Annotated in this window: 17 protein-coding genes and 1 tRNA gene; 11 read left to right on the forward strand and 7 right to left on the reverse strand. The window is 37.3% G+C overall.

Annotation, left to right across the window (positions count from 1 at the left end):
- Positions 1–819: 819 nt before the first annotated feature.
- A complete protein-coding gene (ssb, locus tag QJV27_RS00750) occupies positions 820–1,347 on the reverse strand; it encodes a single-stranded DNA-binding protein (RefSeq protein WP_281447081.1) in 528 nt (175 codons plus the stop codon).
- 588 nt (positions 1,348–1,935) lie between these two features.
- Between ssb and gyrA the strand changes: the two genes are divergently transcribed.
- The 5 genes from gyrA to QJV27_RS00775 all read left to right on the forward strand — a co-directional run bounded on the left by gyrA (position 1,936) and on the right by QJV27_RS00775 (position 8,223).
- A complete protein-coding gene (gyrA, locus tag QJV27_RS00755; protein ID WP_408869628.1) occupies positions 1,936–4,680 on the forward strand; it encodes a DNA gyrase subunit A in 2,745 nt (914 codons plus the stop codon).
- Positions 4,673–5,212, forward strand: coding sequence for a pantetheine-phosphate adenylyltransferase (gene coaD / locus QJV27_RS00760; RefSeq protein WP_281447083.1), 540 nt, complete (start codon positions 4,673–4,675; stop codon positions 5,210–5,212). The genes gyrA and coaD overlap by 8 nt, the downstream gene beginning before the upstream one ends.
- 18 nt (positions 5,213–5,230) lie before the next feature.
- Entirely contained in the window at positions 5,231–5,713 is a 483-nt protein-coding gene (locus QJV27_RS00765) for a peptidylprolyl isomerase (protein WP_281447084.1), read from the forward strand.
- Between the two features lie 95 nt (positions 5,714–5,808).
- Positions 5,809–5,884: transfer RNA gene (locus QJV27_RS00770), tRNA-Lys, on the forward strand.
- A 638-nt stretch (positions 5,885–6,522) separates the two neighbouring features.
- Positions 6,523–8,223: an alpha-keto acid decarboxylase family protein gene (locus QJV27_RS00775; RefSeq protein WP_281447085.1), complete on the forward strand. Its 1,701-nt coding sequence runs from the start codon at positions 6,523–6,525 to the stop codon at positions 8,221–8,223.
- A gap of 114 nt (positions 8,224–8,337) precedes the next feature.
- On the opposite strand, the gene QJV27_RS00780 is transcribed toward QJV27_RS00775, so the two are convergent.
- Together QJV27_RS00780 and QJV27_RS00785 are read right to left on the reverse strand one after the other, a co-directional pair.
- The gene (locus QJV27_RS00780) at positions 8,338–9,138 is read right to left on the reverse strand and encodes an ABC transporter ATP-binding protein (RefSeq protein ID WP_281447086.1); all 801 of its coding nucleotides are present in this window, start codon (positions 9,136–9,138) and stop codon (positions 8,338–8,340) included.
- A gap of 5 nt (positions 9,139–9,143) precedes the next feature.
- Positions 9,144–9,995 (reverse strand): ABC transporter permease, encoded by an 852-nt coding sequence (locus QJV27_RS00785; protein ID WP_281447087.1) that lies wholly within the window; start codon positions 9,993–9,995, stop codon positions 9,144–9,146.
- A 433-nt stretch (positions 9,996–10,428) separates the two neighbouring features.
- Here QJV27_RS00785 and mqo point away from each other — a divergent pair, with 433 nt between their 5' ends.
- Positions 10,429–11,916 (forward strand): malate dehydrogenase (quinone), encoded by a 1,488-nt coding sequence (gene mqo, locus QJV27_RS00790; RefSeq protein WP_281447088.1) that lies wholly within the window; start codon positions 10,429–10,431, stop codon positions 11,914–11,916.
- 64 nt (positions 11,917–11,980) lie between these two features.
- Here the strand turns inward: mqo and QJV27_RS00795 are convergent, their stop codons facing one another.
- Positions 11,981–13,294, reverse strand: a complete 1,314-nt coding sequence (locus QJV27_RS00795) for a multidrug effflux MFS transporter (protein WP_281447089.1) — start codon at positions 13,292–13,294, stop codon at positions 11,981–11,983.
- 382 nt (positions 13,295–13,676) lie between these two features.
- Here QJV27_RS00795 and QJV27_RS00800 point away from each other — a divergent pair, with 382 nt between their 5' ends.
- Together QJV27_RS00800 and QJV27_RS00805 are read left to right on the forward strand one after the other, a co-directional pair.
- On the forward strand, positions 13,677–14,558 hold the full coding sequence (locus QJV27_RS00800; RefSeq protein WP_281447090.1) for a nicotinate-nucleotide diphosphorylase: 882 nt from the start codon (positions 13,677–13,679) through the stop codon (positions 14,556–14,558).
- Between the two features lie 174 nt (positions 14,559–14,732).
- Complete coding sequence (locus QJV27_RS00805) at positions 14,733–15,176, forward strand: hypothetical protein (protein WP_281447091.1); 444 nt, start codon at positions 14,733–14,735, stop codon at positions 15,174–15,176.
- A gap of 49 nt (positions 15,177–15,225) precedes the next feature.
- Here QJV27_RS00805 and QJV27_RS00810 read toward each other — a convergent pair whose 3' ends face one another.
- The 3 genes from QJV27_RS00810 to QJV27_RS00820 are packed head-to-tail and all read right to left on the reverse strand — an operon-like array spanning position 15,226 to position 17,293.
- Positions 15,226–15,987, reverse strand: a complete 762-nt coding sequence (locus QJV27_RS00810) for a class I SAM-dependent methyltransferase (protein ID WP_281447092.1) — start codon at positions 15,985–15,987, stop codon at positions 15,226–15,228.
- Positions 15,988–16,007: 20 nt separating this feature from the next.
- The gene (locus QJV27_RS00815; protein WP_281447093.1) at positions 16,008–16,823 is read right to left on the reverse strand and encodes a fructosamine kinase family protein; all 816 of its coding nucleotides are present in this window, start codon (positions 16,821–16,823) and stop codon (positions 16,008–16,010) included.
- The gene (locus QJV27_RS00820) at positions 16,820–17,293 is read right to left on the reverse strand and encodes a low molecular weight protein-tyrosine-phosphatase (protein ID WP_281447094.1); all 474 of its coding nucleotides are present in this window, start codon (positions 17,291–17,293) and stop codon (positions 16,820–16,822) included. Before QJV27_RS00820 ends, QJV27_RS00815 begins: the two co-directional genes overlap by 4 nt.
- A gap of 317 nt (positions 17,294–17,610) precedes the next feature.
- Here QJV27_RS00820 and QJV27_RS00825 point away from each other — a divergent pair, with 317 nt between their 5' ends.
- The 3 genes from QJV27_RS00825 to QJV27_RS00835 are packed head-to-tail and all read left to right on the forward strand — an operon-like array spanning position 17,611 to position 21,791.
- On the forward strand, positions 17,611–20,076 hold the full coding sequence (locus QJV27_RS00825; protein ID WP_281447095.1) for an adenylate/guanylate cyclase domain-containing protein: 2,466 nt from the start codon (positions 17,611–17,613) through the stop codon (positions 20,074–20,076).
- Positions 20,073–21,095 (forward strand): MlaE family ABC transporter permease, encoded by a 1,023-nt coding sequence (locus tag QJV27_RS00830; RefSeq protein ID WP_281447096.1) that lies wholly within the window; start codon positions 20,073–20,075, stop codon positions 21,093–21,095. Before QJV27_RS00825 ends, QJV27_RS00830 begins: the two co-directional genes overlap by 4 nt.
- A gap of 3 nt (positions 21,096–21,098) precedes the next feature.
- On the forward strand, positions 21,099–21,791 hold the full coding sequence (locus QJV27_RS00835) for a P-loop NTPase family protein (RefSeq protein WP_281447097.1): 693 nt from the start codon (positions 21,099–21,101) through the stop codon (positions 21,789–21,791).
- Position 21,792 lies beyond the last annotated feature (1 nt).

Raw genomic sequence — 21,792 nt, forward strand, 5'->3', positions numbered from 1 at the left:
ATATTATGAATATAAAACTCCTTAGATACGGATTAAAGTATTAATAAATCCAAAGTCACGGCTATTGATCGATATTATTTCTCTTTGTTTAATCGTATTTAATGATAGAGATTAATAATGTCATTTATTATCAAATGGTTATTTATATGAATTAATCAATATAAGGAGTGAGATTTTTATGAATAAGCAAACCTAGTTGATAAGAGATTATATTATAAAAAACAATTTATTAAAATCCCTAAGCAATGACTATGTATGATGACAAATGATGATCAAGTTATCGTGGGATAGCCAAGGTGCCAAAATATGACTTTTCAGCAATATTATTGATTATAATGTTTGGACGGATCTTAATCTTCTAATGTATATTTTTTAGGATCGTTAGTGCTCTTACTAAACAAACAAAAAAAGACGAGCGGTGTTGATAATAGAAATAAAATTATTCCGCAATATAGTAACTTTTTTTGATCAATGGGGATATATGAAGCACTATTATAATTTAATAACTCCATCGATCCGTACCCGATAAGAAAGATACTGATGATTTGCATCGTTACTGATAATAAGATTAGTTTTTTGTATGGGCTGTTTGATATTTTGAAAAACAACGAAATTGTAAAAATAATTACAAAGAATAAAAAAATAAAAAACATTCGTTCTATACTTCAACCTATTTGTGATAGTGTTCTACTTAAACAAGCGATATCAAGCCAATAGTCATGATTTATAGATAAATCAAATTTGTAGACGATGTAATATTTATCTATTTAGGATAGATTAAGGTCTAGATTTTTTAAAGACCTTAATCATTGATATTATTTAAAATGGAATTTCATCATCTAAATCGTTATTGCCAGGCATAGACGAATCCCATCCCCCACCGCCGCTTCTGTTTTGAGAGGAAGAGGATTGCATCGCTGGGCGTGCAGCTGGTGCCACGGAGGAGGGGCTTCCATATTCATCACCATACTGTCCCATATCATCGCCGCCGCTACGATTACTATCCAATAGGACTAATTCGCCTCGAAAACGATCGACAACAACCTCGGTGGTATAACGTTCCATTCCCTGTTGATCTGTCCATTTACGAGTCTTCAAAGATCCTTCTATAAAGACTTTACGTCCTTTTCGCAGGTATTTTTCAGCAACATCGGCCAGACGTTCATTAAAAATAACAACGCGATGCCATTCAGTGTTTTCACGGCGTTCACCCGTTTGACGATCATTCCATGTATCACTGGTGGCTAGGGTTAAATTAACAACTTTAGTCCCCATTTGAGTATTGCGCACCTCTGGATCTCGTCCCAGATTACCAACTAAAATTACTTTATTCACACTTCCAGCCATCAGACTTTTACCTTTTTTGCAATATTTATATTACCTTAATCTATAAGATTTATAGTTTCTAATATGCTTCTTCAAGGTATTTTTTTGATACAATAAGAATAAGGTACATAATTAAATAATAAATGGTTTTGGTAATGATATTATTAATAAGAATTCGGTGATAACAAATTTTGAAGATCAAACATTATATAAATATCTAAGATCGATAAACATAGATATTTTGTCAGAGTTTTTTAAATATCGTAATTCATAGCTTTTGTAATTATTTAAGTTTGATCGGACCTCAATACTCATACTTGTGTTTTGGATATAAAAAAATTATAGTTGACGTTAACTATCGATCATTTTGATGGCAAAGTGTTTTTAACGTTATGATGATGTTGAGAATTTAGTGCAAATTGTAAAATTTTTTTATATTATCTGTTTAAAACAGGATGTTATCAATGATCACAATCTTAAAACTATATTAATTTATGATTTCATTAAATGTTTGAAGAATAAATTAAACTTTAACTTAATTTACAGTTGAATAATGGATTTCCCTTGACAGATCTACCAGAAAATACACTTCCTCCGTTGACTGATATCATGCCCGTAACCGTAGAAGAGGAAATGCAAACCTCTTACTTGGCATATGCGATGTCTGTAATTGTTAGTCGTGCATTACCAGATGTGCGTGATGGGTTAAAGCCCGTTCATCGTCGTATTTTATATTCAATGTATGAAAGCGGACTAACGGCTGATAAGCCTTATCGCAAATCAGCACGTACAGTTGGTGATGTGATGAGTAAATATCATCCACATGGGGATTCATCGATTTACGATGCCATGGTGCGTATGGCACAACACTGGTCAATGCGGGTGCGCCTTGTTGATGGGCAGGGGAATTTCGGATCTGTTGATGGGGATTCCCCAGCGGCAATGCGTTATACCGAAGCACGTTTGGGAAAACCTGCAACTTTCTTACTAGAAGATATTAATCAAGATACGGTTGATTTTCAGGCCAACTATGATGAAAGTGAAGAAGAGCCAGTTGTCTTACCCGCTACTTACCCTAATTTATTAATTAACGGGGCCTCTGGTATAGCGGTAGGGATGGCAACCAATATTCCCACCCACAATCCAGGTGAGATTATCGATGCAACTTTGGCTTTGATTGAAAATCCAGATTTGGAGCTGCCACAGTTAATGGAATTTGTAACAGGTCCAGATTTTCCAACTGGGGGAATTATTCTTGGACGCTCTGGCATCCGAAGTGCTTATACAACGGGGCGCGGGTCTGTTCTAATTCGTGGTAGGGCTAACGTTGAAGAAATTCGCAAAGATCGACAGGCGATTATTATCACTGAAATTCCGTATCAAGTGAATAAGGCAACGTTGCAAGAAAAAATCGCTGAACTGGTTCGTAACAAACAGATCGAAGGCATTTCTGATATCCGTGACGAAAGTGACCGTTCTGGTATGCGGATTGTTATTGAAATTAAACGTGATGCAACGCCAGAGGTTGTTTTAAACCAGCTGTATCGTTTTACCCAGCTTCAGACCTCGTTTGGGGTGAATATGTTGGCGTTAAATAACGGCAAACCTCAATTATTAGGGCTGAAAGAAGCATTATCCGCTTTTATTACATTCCGTGAAGAAGTAATATTACGCAGGTCTCGTTATGAATTGGGTAAAGCTAGGGATCGGGCCCATTTATTGCTTGGGTTAATGTTGGCTGTTGCAAATATTGACGAAGTGATTGCTTTAATTCGTTCTGCCCCAGATGCCGCCACTGCACGCGAGCAATTAATGCAACGTTCATGGCCTGCTGCTGATATTCAATCTTTGCTTGATTTGATTCAAGATGAAGGCAATGTTTTAGAAGATGGGCGCGTTTATTTAAGTGAAGCACAAGTTCGCGGTATCTTAGAGTTACGTTTACAACGGTTAACAGGGTTGGAACGTGAAAAAATCCAAAGTGAGTTACTTGAAGTTTCTAAGCGAATTGAATGGTTATTAGAAATTATTGCCAGTCATGTTCGGCGTATGGAAATTATGCGTGACGAACTATTACGTGTTCGCGGTGAAATCGCATGTGCTAGAATGACTGATATTGTCGATTACGAAGGCGATCAGACTGACGAAAGCTTGATTGAACCTGGACAAATGGTGGTGACCATTACCCGTGATGGCTTTATTAAGCGCACACCTTTGGAAACATTCAGATCGCAAAATCGCGGTGGACGTGGCAGAACAGGGGCGGGAAGAAGAGGGGACGATATTATTACCCGTTCTTTTAATGCTCATACTCATCAATGGGTTATTTTCTTTTCCTCTGGTGGTAAGGCTTATCGTGCCAAAGTTTGGCATCTGCCTGAGGCCAGCCCAACTTCTAAAGGAAGGGCGCTGGTTAATTTACTGCCTGATTTGGGAGGGGACGAAGTTACAGCTGTTTTGCCATTGCCCCAAGATGAAGAAATGTGGACTAATCTTCATTTGGTTTTTGCAACGTCAAAGGGAAATGTTCGTCGTAATCGTTTAAGTGATTTTGGCAATATTCGTTCTTCCGGCTTGATCGCAATGAAGTTAGATGAAGATGAACGTTTGATTGGTGTAGCAACCTGTCATGATGGGCAAGATGTTTTACTGGCCTCGCGTAAAGGGCGTGCTGTACGTTTTCAAATTACAGATGACACTTTGCGTGTTTTTGCAGGGCGCGGTAGTACTGGGGTCCGAGGCATTAAACTGGGCGAGGGGGATGAAGTTAATTCTATGTGCGTTCTTAACCACGTTGATGTAACGATTGCCGAACGTGCTGCCTATTTACGTTACAGCAATGCCAAACGTCGAGCTGAAAATATTGATGCTGAACTTGATACTGAAATTGAAGACACCATTGAAATTGAAGAGGATGGCGGTGAAGGGGATGCAGAATTAACGCTTGATCGTTTAAATTTATTAGAGCGATCAGAGGAAATATTACTAACTGTTACCAATGCAGGGTTCGGTAAACGTTCTTCTGCTTATGAATATCGTGTTAGTGGTCGTGGTGGTCTAGGCATAACAAATATTAATTTAGCAGGTAAAAATGGCGATGCAGTTATTGCCACTTTTGCAGTTATGGACAATACAGATGTCATGCTAATTACAGACAAAGGCCGTTTAATTCGTGTCCCAGTAAAACAGGTTCGTATTACTGCTCGTTCGGGGATGGGGGTGAATTTGTTCCGTATCGACGATGGGGAAACAGTTCGCAGCGTTTTCCCTGTTATTGATGATTCTGATGAAGATGAACCGTCTGAAGAAATTTTGGATGAAACTGTTATAGTATCAGAAACTGGCGATGAATAACTCAAAACCAAGAATTGGATTTTATCCAGGAACATTTGATCCTATTACCAATGGTCATCTAGACATCATTAAACGTGCAGTGCACTTAGTAGATGAATTGATCATTGGGGTTGCGTTAAATGAAAATAAACGGCCTTTTTGGGGGTTAGACAAACGGGTTGCATGTATTCACGAATCTTTAATCGAAGTTTTTGGCGATGCTTGTCGTGTCTTGAACCATAAAGGCTGTGCTATCAAAGTCATTGGTTTTGATAATTTACTGGTTGACTGTGTCAAAGCAAATAATGCCAGCGTTATTGTTCGTGGTTTGCGGCAGGCAACAGATTTTGACATGGAATTTCAAATGTGTTTGATGAATCAGTGTTTGGCCCCAGATATTGAAACCGTTTTTTTAGTTGCTACAGAGCAAAATCGAAGTATTGCATCAAGTTTTGTGAAAGAGGTGGCTCGACTGGGGGGGGATGTCTCCTCTTTCGTTCCGAAAGCCACGCTGAAACGGATTCAACAGCAATACAAAAAAGAAAATTATTAATTTTATGAAAGTATTACAATGACTACAAACAATCAAAATAACATTGTTCACATGGAACTGAAAAATGGAACTGTAATTATTAAGTTACGCCCCGATTTGGCACCTTTGGCAGCCGAACGTATCCGTGTGTTAGCGGAAAAAGGATTTTATGATGGAACCCCATTTCATCGCGTAATAGAGGGCTTTATGGCCCAAGGCGGTGATCCAAGTGGTACAGGTACTAAAGGAAGCGATTTGCCTGATTTGCCTGCAGAATTTACCAAAGAGGAATCATTTCGTCGTGGCATGATTGGAATGGCCCGTACAATGGATCCAAATAGTGCAAACAGCCAGTTTTTTATTATGTTTGCAGACGCCCCCCATTTAAATGGTCAATATACAATCGTTGGTGAGGTTACCCAAGGAATGGAATTAGTGGATCAGATTAAACGCGGTGGTGGTGCAAATGGTATGGTAAATGATCCAGACCGTATTATAAAAATGAGCGTCGTTGCCGAGTAATTTTTAATTCTTAAAAAAAGTGAAAATAGTGGTTGACTTCTTATTAAATAACCACTATTCAATGCACATCGCACGATAATAGAGCGGTAAAAAAAGAGCCGGTAGCTCAGTTGGTAGAGCATTCGACTTTTAATCGAATGGTCGAGGGTTCGAATCCCTCCCGGCTCACCAAATCAATCTTGAAAAAGTTTTGATAATCATTTTATAGCATATTATTAATAAATGGTAAATATTTATTACTATTTGTTTACTAAATTTTATCTTCGTAAATATTTATAGTTTTAGGTTCAGGTCTCATATAAAATTATTTGAGTAGATTTTTATGGCCTATTTAAGGTTTGAATTTGTGATTCTTGTTTTTTGTAATTTTGAAGATTAAAAAAACTTATAAATCATAAAAATTTTGTTGACCAAAATTATGATGGCGTGACTTCTTATTTTATAGAGATTGATAATATAATTATTCAAAAGCTTCCTTTTTTGTGACTTTTAAATAAGAATATTCGAGGAATTTGTTATTATATTTTTTCGTTGAGTTTATTAAGATAATTAACAAGTGATTATCCCCTTAAGTCATAAGAAGTGCATTACTACCGATTTCAGAACACGATGTTGCGATCTTTCGATCCCTATGATAGGTTAATTATAGTTATTTATACTAATTTTATTAATGTTTTAAATTTATTTTATATAAAATAAATAGTATCTTTTATGTTATTAAGGCTAATTTATTTCAGTAAAACATTAATAAATTAAAACAATTTTGATTATCTATTATAGTGTAAAATATATTCAATAGGAGACTTTTTGTGGAATATACTGTTGGTCAATATCTAGCTACTCGTTTGGCCCAACTCGGTTTAAATCATGTTTTTGCCGTTGCTGGTGACTATAATCTTACCCTTCTCGATGAAATGGCAAAAGCTGAGGATTTGGAACAGGTTTATTGCTGTAATGAATTAAACTGTGGCTTTGCTGCGGAAGGGTATGCGCGTTCACGTATCATGGGCGCTTCAGTTGTTACCTTCAGTGTGGGTGCGTTCAGTGCATTTAATGCTGTAGGTGGCGCATTTGCTGAAAACTTGCCATTATTGTTAATTTCTGGTGCTCCTAATAATAATGACTATGGCAGCGGACATATTTTACATCACACGATGGGGTATTCCGATTACCGTTATCAACTCGAGATGGCCAAGCAAATTACTTGCGCAGCAGTTTCTATTGCGCACGCTGATGAAGCCCCATGCTTGATCGATCATGCTATTCGTCATGCTTTACGTAACCGTAAACCTGCTTACATCGAAATTTCATGTAATATTGCTAACCAACCTTGTACGGAACCTGGTCCAATTAGCAGTATTACCAATAGCCTAATTAGTGATGATGAAAGTTTAAAGGCAGCTGCAAAAGCTTGTTTAGAATCCTTGGAAAAAGCTAAAAACCCAGTGATCGTTGTTGGTGGCAAGGCACGCTCTGCAGGCGTTGAACGACATATTGTCGAGTTGGCTGATAAATTGGGTTGCCCAGTGGCTACTATGGCCCAAGCAAAAGGATATTTCCCTGAGGAAAATCCTCAATATGTAGGAACGTTCTGGGGCGAAATCAGTGCTCCAGGTGTTGAAGAATTGGTCAAAAATTCAGACTGCCGTATTTATATCGGTGCCGTCTTTAATGATTATTCAACGGTAGGTTGGACTTCAAAATTAACAAGCGAAAGCGATATCTTTATTTCAGCTCATCATACACGCGTGGGCAAAAAAGAGTTTAGTGGCGTTTATTTAAAAGATTTCTTGCCTGTGTTTACCCCTGATGTAAAGAAAAATTCGGCATATTTAGAAGCTTTTAAAGCGAAAAATATTGCACCAAAGGCTGTTCAGACTGCTGATGGTCAAGCACCATTAACAACAGTCGAACTTTGCCGTCAAATTCAAGCTGCTATTAATAAAGACACAACTTTATTCCTCGAAACAGGGGATTCATGGTTTCATGGTATGCACTTTAAATTACCAAATGGTGCGCGAGTAGAATCAGAAATGCAATGGGGACATATTGGCTGGTCTGTACCTTCTATGTTTGGATACGCAGTTTCTGAACCAAACCGCCGTAATATTATGATGGTTGGTGATGGTTCGTTCCAATTAACAGCCCAGGAAGTAGGGCAGATGATCCGCCGTAATCTGCCTATCATTATTATTTTAATTAACAATCGCGGTTATACGATCGAAGTAAAAATTCATGATGGTCCATATAATCGTATTAAAAACTGGGATTACGCTGGTTTAATTAAAGTGTTTAACGCCGAAGATGGCAAAGGTCTTGGTTTAAAGGCTAAAAATGGTGCGGAGCTTGAACAAGCAATGAAAACAGCATTAGCCCATAAAGATGGCCCAACATTGATTGAAGTGGATATTGATCCACAGGATTGTTCTCCAGACTTAGTTGTTTGGGGTAAAAAGGTTGCTAAAGCTAACGGTAGAGCCCCCCGCAATACGACTTCTGAATTAAATTAAACTAATTCTAACGTGATATATAATCCCTCTATTCAAAATGAATAGGGGGATTTTTACAAGTTAATGCTAAAAACAATTATTCTGTATGGTAAATAATGATTGTCGATGAAAAAATTATTCTTTTTGAACGATATCAGTATTATTGCCTGCGTCTTTAGGTAGGATTTCTTCATAGGATTTATTAAGATAAATTGGTAAAACTTCTTCTGGTGACCCATCCATTTTTAAAAAACCTTGGTCAAGCCATAGAACACGGTTACACCATTTAATAATAATTTCTGGTGAGTGGGTAGAGACGACCAAAATTTGAGATTTTTGAACGATTTGTTCTATACGTTTTGTTGCTTTAATAATGAAACCAGCATCGCCCGTTAAAAACCATTCGTCCATCATAAGGATTTGAGGGGCAATTGCTGTTGTCAGACCAAATCCTAATCGTAATTGCATACCTGAGCTGTAAGTACGGACGGGAATGTCAAGATAAGAGCCTAATTCTGAAAAGTCCTTAACACTTTCTTCGATTTCTTGTGTTTGCTTTTGGGAATATCCGTTCATCAGACATTTTAAATGAATATTCTCTCGACCTGTTAAGTCCATGTTCATACCTGAAGATGGATCTAGTAGGGTACTCAGACTGCCTTGAATACGAATATGTCCTGTAATGGGCTCGTAAATACCAGCCATTGTGCGTAGCAAGGTTGTTTTTCCAGCACCGTTATGACCAATTAAGCCTACTCGATCACCTGTATTTAAAGAAAAACTGATGTTTCTTAATCCTTCGACCAGGATTTTATGGTGTTGATCTTTTTTTAATCGTCCTGACATAAACAAATGGGTCATATTACGCAAATTGCGTGTATTTTCATGGTATAGTGGAAAGACTATTGATAAATTATGAACATCAATACTTGGCATGATGACTACATCCAGTATGGGATACGAAAACGGGTTTTACTAAAAATCAGTAAAGTTAAAATCCACAATACAACACTATAACCAACAGCAGCCCACCATAAGGATGAGGAAAGAGGTTCGCCTAAAATGGGGCCACGGATAATTTCTATTAACGGATAAAAAGGATTTAATAATATATAACTATTATTAAAACTTAATAGACTAGGTTTCCAGACTATGGGTGTTATAAAGAAGAGTGCTTGCGTGATATTGGCAACAATAGGGGGGATATCTTTAAAACGCGTTCCTAAAATGCCTAATAACAAACAAATGGATAAACTGTCTGCAATCCACAAAAACGCCGCAGGAGGTAACAAATATAAATTTTTTGGAAAGATTTTAAAGATAGAGAAAACAATAACGATGACAACAAGGTTATGAAGAAAAATAAATGCATGAGCAATGATATGGCGCCATGCGTAGACGCTGTAGGGAATGCGGGTTGACAGAATTAGTTGCCTTGCGTTGGTAAAGATAGAGCAGCTGTCATTCATAATACCGCTAATATATATCCATAAAATGATGGATAATGAAATAAAGGGTAGGTAATCATGCAAACTGATATGTAGTAAGTACGCATATAAAAAGCCAATTGTGCCAATTTTTGAAGCCATAATGATGGTGATCCAAAAAGGCCCTAATATTGAACCTCGATATTTTAGTTTCGTATCCAGTAATCCCAATTTAAAATTTAAACGCCAATTTAATGTCCCTTGAATCAAGTCTGTCAATGCCAGTTTGAAATTTTGTGCAAGACTTACTGCACGTAGGTCAATGACAGGTTCATTGGGTAAAGTTGGATCATGATCCGACATCATAGCATCCTTATAAAAAGAAAAGGATTAAGAATATGTATAAAGTCATATATTCATTTACTGACTTTATAATTTTTTTAAATGAAAAGTGGCGAAAGATCAAATCTTTGAGATCAGGTGGCGTAAATAAATGTCACATACATGAAGTAAAAAGTAAATATAAAATAAAATTGTATAAAAATATGTATTAATTAAAAAAATTTTTATTTTTGAAATAATTATAACTTATATTTTTATTTATTATTATATTTTTACTTTAAAATTCTTCTTTATGGATAATATTATTTATTTATTATTTTTTTATTTGTAATATATACATGTATAATAAAGCAGTGTTCTCGAAAATATTATCAAAGCTAATATAGGTCAATTCCAGATTATACAGTATAGTGGTCAAAAGCTGATTCTGCTGAGTTAATGAAAAACGTGCGGTAAAATGAAAAATATATCTACAAATGAAATTAAAGATGCTGTTTTAGTTGGTGCTGGTATTGTCAGTGCTACTTTAGGCGCATTATTGAATGAATTTAATCCCGACATCAAAATGACAATTTTAGAGATCCGTAGTACTGGAGCTGAAGAAAGTTCAAGTCCGTGGAACAATGCGGGAACAGGTCATGCGGGCTTATGTGAGTTGAATTACACCCCTTTTATTCCTGGTCAGGAGATGAACTTGAAAAAAGCGATCTTAACTAATGCCCAATTTGAGGTTTCAAGATCGTTCTGGAGTCATTTAGTCGATAAAGGTGCTTTCAATTCGCCACGAGATTTTATTAATGCAGTACCTCATTTAAGCTTTGTTCAAGGTGAAGATAATGTAGGGTTTTTAAAAAGGCGGTATGAGCAACTGCGTGAATATCCAGGTTTTGCTAAGATGGTTTTTTCAGACGACCACAAGCAAATTAACGAATGGGCACCTTTGGTTGCAGAAGGGCGTTCAGAACATCAAAAAATGGCGTTAACCCGTGTCGAAGGAGGAACTGATGTCAATTATGGGGCATTAACCCGCAAATTATTGTCTCATTTAGATGCCCAAGACAATATTAATGTTGGGTATTGTGAAAAAGTAGAAGATATTACACGTGTTGGCGATGTCTGGGAAATAAAGAGTAAAAATACTATTACCGATCATGAAAGTATCATCCGGTCAAAATTTGTTTTCGTTGGTGCTGGTGGTGCGGCATTATTATTGCTTCAAAAATCAGGTATTCCAGAAGGTCGAGGTATCGGTGGGTTTCCTGTCAGTGGACAATGGTTGCGTTGTGATAACCCAGAAATTGTAGAACGGCATCATGCCAAGGTATATGGGTTGTCTAGTGAAGGATTACCCACTGTCGTAGCACCGCATTTGGATACACGCGTGATAGACGGAAAAAAATCTATTCTGTTTGGGCCATACGCAGGTTTCACAACGAAATTTCTTAAAAAAGGATCTTATTTTGATCTAATTTCATCGGTTCGTTTAGATAATATTGAATCGTTAATATCCGTTGGTGTACATAATATTGATTTCGTTCGTTATTTGATCGAACAAAGTACGCAGACTATGGAAAAAAGAATGGCTGCATTGCATCGTTTTTATCCTATGGCCAAAGAAAATGATTGGACACGTCAGATAGCAGGGCAACGCGTACAAATTATCAAAAGGGATGCATATGGGCGTTCTATTTTGCAAATGGGTACCGAGGTAATTACAGCCAGTGATAAATCTTTGGCAGCATTGTTGGGTGCGTCCCCTGGGGCTTCGGTATCTGTATCAGTGATGCTTGGTTTAATAGAGCAGTGTTTTCCAGAACAGGTCAAAGGGGCATGGGCGGAAAGAATTAAAAAGATATTCCCTGCTAGAGAAGCCGAGTTACAAAAAGACTTTACCGTTTATAACAGGCTGCACGATTTTGCAGATAAGGCTTTGCAATTAAATTAATCTTAATTTGTATGTAATCTAAAAAAAGCCCGATCATTTATTTGATCGGGCTTTTGTAATTTGATTAATCTAGATCTTTTATAAAACGATAATAATTATGATGGCCTTGTTGCACGCGATGCTTCATTTTTTTAATAATATTTCTAGTGGCGGTTCTGCGCCATAAATTTAAAACAAAAAAGCCAAATACACCGATAAACACACCAACTGCAACAGGCATCATACTGGTTAAATGAAAGTTGCCCATCATCCAACTACTTATTGCACCTAAAACAAATTGAATTGTTCCTAAAAGCGCAGAGGCACTGCCGACACGTCTTCCATGTAAGGTAAAGGCAAAAATGGTGCAATTAGGAAATACAAATCCAAGGCATCCCATAATAATAACAATCGGTGCACAATAGATAATTATTCCCCAAGTTGTTAAAGGAATAGGAAGTAAGCAAATAACTAAAAAAGCAATACTGGTTACGAATGCAATATTAATTGCAATATTTAGCATAATATAAGGTTTAATTTTATGAACTAATAAACCATTAATTTGGTTGCATGCTGCAATAACAAAAGAGTTAATACCAAACCATAAAGCCAATTGTAGTTTGGAAAGATGCATGACGTTGCTTAAGACATCGGGCGTTCCGCTCAGATAGGCAAAAATCATGAATAATGCAAAACTGGTTATCAACGTATTTGATAAAAAGATAGGTTCACGAATAATTCTTACATATCGCCATAAAATTGAACGCAGGGAGGAACGAATACGATATTGAATGGCTAATGTGTCAGGCAGGGTAAAATAGATAGCAATGGTTCCAAGAATGCCGTATACACCCATGATCCAAAACAATATTCGCCAAGGGAATTGGGCGACGAGTAATCCCCCTAAGGTAGGTGCAATGATTGGCACAATACAAGATACCAAGGCAAGCTGCGCCATAATTTTAATGCCTACAGATCCAGATGAAATATCTCGGACCATTGCCCTTGGAATAACCATCCCAGCAGAGCCACCAATCGAAGACAGTAGGCGGCAAAAGCAAAATAAATAGAAGTCTGAGAAAATTGCACAACCAATTGAGCCAATGGTAAATGTTATCATGCCAATGAACAATGGGGCTCTGCGTCCAAAACGATCAGAAATGGGGCCAATTGAAAATTGTCCAACGGCAAGACCGATAAACCATACGGTCAGGGTCATCTGTGCAGCACCGTTACCATATCCTGCTAAATCTTTATTGATCTGCGGAAAGGCAGGAAGGTACATATCGGTTGCCAATGGGCCAATGGCGGTTAATAATCCCAAAATAATGATAACCCATAATGACAATTTTTCATTAAAGTTATTAGTTGATGGAACATTTGTAGAAGTATCGCTCAAGTTATCATTCCATAAAATAGCAAAGATTACGTAATTTGTTGATTTGAAAGCGGTTCATGATATAGCCTTTTGATCGTCAGGTATTTTAAATATCATTGGCCATTTTAGTTTATTATTTAAAATAAATGGCTTAACTTTAATATCAAGAACGGTAACGTTTCTGTGTGTCGTTTTATCTTAAAATTTGAAAAGAGGCAAAGCATAATTCAAGTTAAAAAACAAAAACTTTTTAAATGGTTATACGGGTCGGCACTTAACGTTATAACGTATAGATCAGAATACCGTTTTGTTTTTGATGTTATTGATAAATTACCTTACATTTTAAATGAATTATAGTGTCTATATTCTATAATAACGATGTATAAATTATAAAGGATTATCTATGTTTTTTGCAATCAAATCTGATTTGGTGAACCCTTTTCAACCATTAGATTCTGAATTAAAAAAAGCTTTGGAGCGAAGTGTTATTCAGGCATTAAGTGAAAAAGTAGAAGGTAATCCTGTTCATCAGATTTTTATGAATATGGATCAATATGTTGAAGTTCAAATTATTGTAGATGAGGATTGTATACTTTGTGGTGCCCCATGGGTCGATAGTGCCATGGCAAAGGTAAGTCAGGATGGGTTTATTCAATGGCATGTTGTTGAAGGGGCATCTGTTTTGGCGGGGGACAGAATTTGTACCTTAAAAGGGAAACTATCTGATATTTTACGTCTTAAACAAGTTATTCTGAACTTTTTGCAATTCTTATCAGCAATTGCAACACACACCCAGCACTATGTTAGATTAGTATCTGATTGGGGGGCTAGGATATATCATGGCATTTCCGCCATTCCTGGATTAGAAAAAGCACAGCAATATGCTGTACGTGTAGGAGGGGGTGAGGAATATCTGCCTGCATTTTATAAGGGTGTTTACATACAAAAACATTATGTCGATGCAATGGGGGGGGTGGCTAGTGCTTTGAAATTAGCTTTTGGAATGTATCCTCAGGATTTTGTGCAAATCGAAGTGGAGAATCTGCAACAGTTACAAATAGCGTTACAATGTGGTGCCAAGAAAGTTAGTTTATTTCAGTTTTTACTTGATGATATTGAAAAAGCTATAGCACTGTCTAATAATCAAGCTGTATTGGAAGTTTATGGTGGAGTGCATTTGAAAAATGTGCAAACGATTGCAAAAATGGGAATTGGTCATATTGTTGTTGAAACTTTAACGAACGATGTAAAAGCAATTTCGTTCAGTTTATCATGTATATTATAAACCTGTTAATTCAAAACAGATGCAAAAATAGTTACACGTTATATTTATAATCCATAATTTATTCATCTTATTTTTAACAATATTAATTTATACTATTGATCTGCAAATTGCGAATTCTGGCGTAAGTTTATATATTATGCTAGGCTTGGTTATTATAAAAAATGAAAGGGCATAATGATGCAATCAAAAAATATTAAAAAAAATAAGATGGTATGGGCAATGGCTGCTGCTGGTGTTGCTTTAATGCTATCTACCTCAAATGTGATGGCAAAAGGTGCTATTCTTGATAGTACAGGTAAAGAAGTTGGACATATTGATCAAAATGGCAATATTTACGATAATGTCAGTGGATTTAAAGGACGCGTTGACGCCAACGGTTCTGTCTATGGCACCGATAAGCAACTTGTTGGTCGGGTCGATCGTTCTGGCGCTATATTTAATAAAAGTAATGTGCAGGTTGGTCGTTATGATGCGGCCACAGGAACCATTTATAATATGAACAATACTGTCGCTGGGCATTTGCAAAAGGATGGGAATGTTTATGCACCGGATGCATCTTTAATTGGTAAAGTTGATCCTGGTAACATTATCGGCGCCCTTATGCTTTTAAAACATTAAAAGAACATTGGATCCTGATAAGGTTTTATAGATCTTATCAGGAAAATTCTTATGCTTCGATTACAAAAACAGCTGTGGGCAAAGTAAAACTGCCGTCTTGTTCAAAATTAAGGGTGCTTTTGACATCTAAAGGAGCGTTCTTTTGCAGGATTAAAATTGTATTTTTAAATAGATCAGGTGTTTTTGTCCTGTTTGTCCAACTTTGGAATTCTAGTCTTAATCGATGTTGAGTAACTGATAATAGATTTAAGCTAAAAGTAGAAAATAGATTTACCCATTCTGCCAAGTTATAATTTCTGACATGAGAGGGGTCTCGTAATAACTCAATTGTTTGTAAATGGGTATCTGCTGTTTTATCTAATGGAGCCAAGGTATCAATTAAAATCGCCTTACCTTTGGGTTTTAATATGCGCTTTATTTCTTTTAATCCCGAGGCTAAGTCATGCCAGTGGTGGGCACTGAAACGACTAATAACCCAGTCAAAGGTGTGTTGGTCAAAGGGCAAACATTCAGCAGGCGCACACTGGGTTTCGATATTTGACAGATCACGATCTTTAGCTGTTTGTTGAACACTATCCAACATGCTTTGCGTAATATCGCATGCAACGACCTGTTTAACCAACGGTGCTATGGTATAACTTACATGTCCTCCTCCGCAACCCAAATCCAAAGTAAAAGCCTGTTTTTCATTTTGAAGTAAATTTCTTATATAGAGTAAATCAGGGCCGTTGGCATGAACCTGGCTATTGACATAATCAGCAGCACGGGGTGCATAGGTATTAGCAACGTAATCTTGTGGTTTTTGAGACATGAGACCAATATTTGAATGAATTAAACTTTTAAGCGATTTAGTAGTGTGTGGATCATATTTAAATAATAGTCACCAAATAGTATATAATGTACTAGTGCAGGGAAAAGCTGATAAATAGGTAAACGATCTTCCCATCCTTGGTTTAATAAAGGATAGTGTTTATAAAAGGATGAAGGGGGGCTGCCAAAAATATTAAGCATAGCAATATCAACTTCGTTATGACCAAAATAGCATGCTGGATCGATCAAATAAGAACGATTAATGTTGGTAAGAATATTTCCAGTCCACAAGTCCCCGTGTAGTAAAGAAGGAGTCGGATTTGTGGGGATATAATTATGTAAATTTTTAACTAAGATTTCGATTTGTTTACCGGTTTTAATAGGTAAATTTTCTAAATAACAGGCTAGACGATAATTCCCCCAAAATTCGACCCAGTTATCACAAAATTGGTTGTGTAAAGGAACCCGATCAAATGCGTAATCTTCATGCCATCCATAATTTTGGTGTTGAATTTGGTGCAGTTTGGTTATGGTTTCGCCTAGATTTTGCCAAGCTTCTTGCGATAGACAGTTTGTTTCCTGAATAACTTCTAAAATCAGTATATGAGAATCTGCAAAAATAACCTTGGGAACATCAATGTGATGTTTGGCTAAAAAGCGCAACATATCTGCTTCTATCTTTGGCGAATGCCCATTCTTTATGACATAGCTTTGTTGTATATTTGTGGTGATCAAATATGCATCGGATAAATCACCTTGTGTCAAAGGCTGGGCTTTTTCAATAATTTGATTTAATCGCTGCTCAGCAAGCCGAAGCAAAGGGGATATTTTATTCATAATCGTTGCTCGAAATATACTGCAAGATGTGATACTCCTTGATAAACTTGTTTCCAGGTTCGTTCAAAATCATCTTGATTTCCGTAATAGGGATCAGCGATTTCCGTTCCTTGTTGTCCTGGTACAAAATCCATTAATAAACAAATCTTATCTTTTGCCGAGCTTGGCGCCATCTTTAAAAGGGCGGTGATGTTTTTGTGGTCCATTCCAATGATATGTGTAAATTGTTGGAAATCGTGAGGTTGGATTTGCCTGCCTAGGTAATGCCGAATATCAATTCCGTGTTTTGCAACCTCTTTAATTGTGCGGGGATCGGGTGGATTATCGATATGCCAGGGGCCTATTCCAGCAGAATCAACGTTGATGTTTAGATTTCTTTTCTCTACTTCGGCTATAAAAGCGGCTTCTGCCATGGGAGATCGACAAATATTACCAAGACACACGAATAAAACAGAAAAAGCGAAAGACATATACGGAACCATTAAAAAATAAGTTTATAGTTTTGTAATTATAAACATTTATAAAATTATAAGTAAATTGAAATAATGATTTTTAAATTATAAACAGAACGAATGAATTTGATACTTTTAAATTATTTAATGTATATTTTGCAGCGAACCTTTTTGACGTTGTCTAGTTATTGTCTTATATCTTTAACAGCTTAAACATTGTTTTTGTTGGACTGAACGTGTAAAAATAAATTATTGGAATGACAATTTTTATTATATTGTAATTACTTTGTGGTTATGAACCAATTATTTTTTAACTCTGGTAAAGGGGGATTCAGGTGCCTGCTGGTGAAGTCGTTGATCCAACAAAGGATCCTGTCAATCGCTTGTGGCGTTTGTTTTTAAGAGTAGGGGTTCCTGTTCTTGGGGTGGTTTTAGTCGTGATTGTCGTGGTTGGGGTTACGTTGCACTCATATCGTACGACCAAAGCAGGCATTTTAAAATTAACTCACGTTATTTTAAAGACAGAACAATCAAGAGTCTCCCAAGAGGTGTTAACTTACTTAAATCCAGCGACTATTGGTGGTAGTTTAGCCGTGGATATGTTAAGTCATATACCATCTGAATATAAAACGGGCATGTTTTATACCTATGTACTAAGCAGTTTAAGGCAAACAAAACAAATACAGTCATTTTACCTTGCAGATGCAGATGGTAATTTTACGATGGTTGAACGTACAGTGGATGATCCCGACCGTATTCGCATTATCACCCTTAAACCTGACCAACAAGGTGGACGTTTTTTAGAAGAATATATGACCCTTAGTGGTAAAAAAATTAGTACATCCTATCGACCTGCAAACGCATATGATCCAAGGCTTCGTTCCTGGTATAAGCAAGCTATGGAAGCTAAACGTTTAACGTGGTCACCCCCTGTTTTGATGGCGTCAAAACAAGGGCTGGTAGTTACGGCGTCTATACCTTTTGTTGATCGTGATGGTAGAAAATCAGTTTTAGCTGTTAATATTTCGTTACAACAACTGACAACATTTTTATCATCTTTGAATATCAGTCCCCACTCGCAAGCAATTATTGTAGATCGTCAAGGGAATGTTATCGCATCTCCTGATTTATTATTAAAATTTGGTGATAAAAGTTGGAAACCACAAGGTAATAAAATTAATCCTGATTCTAATCCTATAATGGCCAGGGCATATGATCAGTTTTTAGTGCATGGTGTCGGTATACGTTCTTTTCATATGGAAAGAAAAGATCCATCAACATCGCCAACGAACTCTAAGAACAATGCAGCTCAAAATTTAAAAGATCAAACAATTAAGGGAACTTATATAAGCATAACGTCTCAATTGCCAGAATCAGTACAAAAATGGGTGGTTCTTATTGTTATACCAGAGGATGACTTTTCTAACTTTGCTGTAACAGGGGGTAAGCAAAATCTTTTATTTTCTTTGCTTGCTGTTGCCTTAGCTGCCGGGATGGCTGGGTTGTTGATCTACCAAGGTCATCGAATGGATCGTTTGGGTAAACGATTTAAATATGTTCAAACAATTGCAGAGCACGAAAATAGTGCCATTGAGATGGTTACCTCTGTTCCAGAGGTGTTTGATCCCAACAATGATGCTCTAATTTTAACCGAAGGGTTATGTCAGCTTGTCTCTGCACGTAGGGTTAGTGTTTGGCAGTTGTCAGAAAATGGTAAGAACTTGCTTTGTAATGATTTGTATGATGCTGAAGATGGAAATCATGCAGGTGGAATACAGTTTTCTGATCAAGAAATTCCCAATTTTCTAGCAGCGTTAAAAGAGGGGGAAATTATAGAGGTCAAAGACGCTTCGCAAGATAAACGTGTATCTGGCCTATATCGTTTATTTATGAAAGCTGCTTCTACTCAATCTTTACTTGTTACCCCTGTGCTAGGGAAAAGTGGTGTAATAGGGGCAGTTATCATTGAAGATTCTCCTTACGCACGTAATATCCATCATATCACCAAGATTTTTGCAGGTTTGGTCGGTATTCGTTTGGTTGCAGCATCAGTAAAATTGGAAGCCGCGGTTGCTCATTATGGAGACGTTTCACATGCTGAGCATGCGTCATCAATTGATGAGTTAACCAAAAATGTCCAAGATGATTTATTAACAATACAAAAAGACGGCGGATCTGATTACATATTGCCACCAGGTACTGCAAATTATCAGAACATTCATTTTGATACTTTAGATTCAAACAATCAAAAAGGATTATACCCAGAAGTCGCTGTGATGAATATTGCTTTTAGTGGTTATTTGACTTCTGATATTGATTCTTCAATCGATTTAATTAAACACGTTGAAGAATTGGTTATCGTCTTGCAAGATATTGCTAAGAAATATGGGCTGTTCTATGTGAAAATGGTCGGTGAACATATTATTGCCGTGGCTGGTTGTACAAAAGAACCTGATGTTACAGCACCTATTCGGTTGGCACATGCAGCACTAGACATGCGGGCGGCATGTATGGAAATGATTCCTGGTATGGGGTCAGAGTCTAACTTTGGAATTGGTATTGATGTTGGGCCTGCAATTGGTTCTTGGCTTGGGAAAGAGCCCAAAACCTTTACATTGTGGGGGCCCACCGTTGGAATGTCTGCATTAATGGCCAGTATGGCAAAAGACGGTGGAACGATACAAGTCACGCAATCTGCTTATCTTGGGCTGCGTAATGATTTTCTATTTAGGTCAAGAGGCAGCTTTTTTATTCCCAAACGGGGTATTTCTCATGCATTTATTCTTGCTGGTAGACGATGAATAACGCACAGGACTTAAATGACCCTCCTTCAGAGCAAGAAGGGAAACAAGACAATCGTATAGAGGCCATGCTGTCTGATTTGAACAAGGACAGCATAGAGGATGTCGAACAGTATGTCGAAGCTATTCGTAGTCGTGAAGTAGAGAATACACAACGCCTTTCGGTGCAGTTAAAGCAAGTACCCCCAGGGCCTTTTTCACTTGTCAAAAAACTGGGCATTTTATTAATTTGGTATTTGCGGCCGGTCTTATTTGTTATTGGCAAGGCTGTTCGTAGTTATTTGCGCTTCTTTTTGGGTGTTTTGGCTGCATCTTGGGGGGTATTGATCGAAAGTATCTCTCCCTTAACATGGCGTCGTACAGTGCGCTACGAATTTAAAAGAACTTTGGGGCAAGTCGTCAGCGGTGGTTTTTTTAGTACATTTTTCACTGCTTCCTTGGCTGGCTTGGCTGTTGTCTCTCAGGCGATTTTTTGGTTGGGTGCAACGGGTTTAACGAAGATGACTGGGCCAATTTTGATAACGGTCTTGGTTCGTGAGGTTGCTCCTATTCTTGTTGGAATGATTTTGCTTGGACGTAATGGCATTCTGGCCGTGACAGAATGCAGTTTATTGGCAATGGGGGGGCAGTTAAGGTCGTTTACCGCCCTAGGAATTGATCCATTTGTTACGATTGTCGTTCCTAAGGCTTGGGCTTTTATGGTTGGCAGCTTTTGTCTAGGGATGATTTTTGGTACTGTATCTTTATTTATGGGGTACGTCGTAACCTATATGATGGGAACGATGCAGGATTCAATCTGGACGTTTTACAGTAATATTTTATCAGCGATGTCAGTGTGGGATTACGTATTGGTTCCTTTAAAGTTCACTGTCATGGGTTTTATGATTGGGGTTGGATCATGTATTACCGGAATGAATGTTAAAAATGATGATGAGCCGGCAACTTTATTACCCAAAGGCTTTACACGGGGGATTATGATAATCATGGTCGTGAATATTTTATTTACATTGGAATTTTAATCGATGGCAACTAAAGTATTGCTTGAGCTTGAAAATGCAAAACCTTCATTTGATGAAAGTAGTTTGCCCCCTGTCGCCTTTAATTTAAAAGTTAGAGCAGGTGAATGCGTTCTCATTGAATGTCGTGATTTAGAGGCTGCTTCAGTCTTTGCTGATTTATGTAGTGGGCTGGTTCATTTAAGAGAAGGAACAGTTCATTTCAAGGGGTTGAATTGGGTCTCTTTACATGAACCTCGGTTATCTGCTTTGCGTGGTCGTATTGGTCGCGTTTTTCAGAAAGGGGGGTGGATGGATATGTATAGCGTTGGCATTAATATTTTATTGCCGATGTTGCATCATACTTCTGTTGATATTGATAAGTTAATAGCGCAAGCTTTGGTACTATGCCATCATTTTGGATATCCTGGACTTCCTACGGATGTCCCGCGGCAGATGACTTCTATTGATTTAGCACGTGCAGCGTGCGTCCGTGCTTTATTGGGGACACCAGATTTGTTATTATTGGAATATCCTGCAGAAGGATACGCTATTGAGTTAATGGTCCCTTTATTAGAGATGTTAAACGTTGCACAGAATAGGGGGGTTGGTGTGATCTGCTTTACACGACAATTGTCTTTATGGAATGACTATAAAGAAAGAGTAACGCATTGGATGCGTCTTCAAGAAAAAGGTTTAACTTCGGTACGGTTGGTATAAA

This window comes from Commensalibacter oyaizuii, from assembly GCF_029953265.1.
GTDB lineage: Bacteria > Pseudomonadota > Alphaproteobacteria > Acetobacterales > Acetobacteraceae > Commensalibacter > Commensalibacter oyaizuii.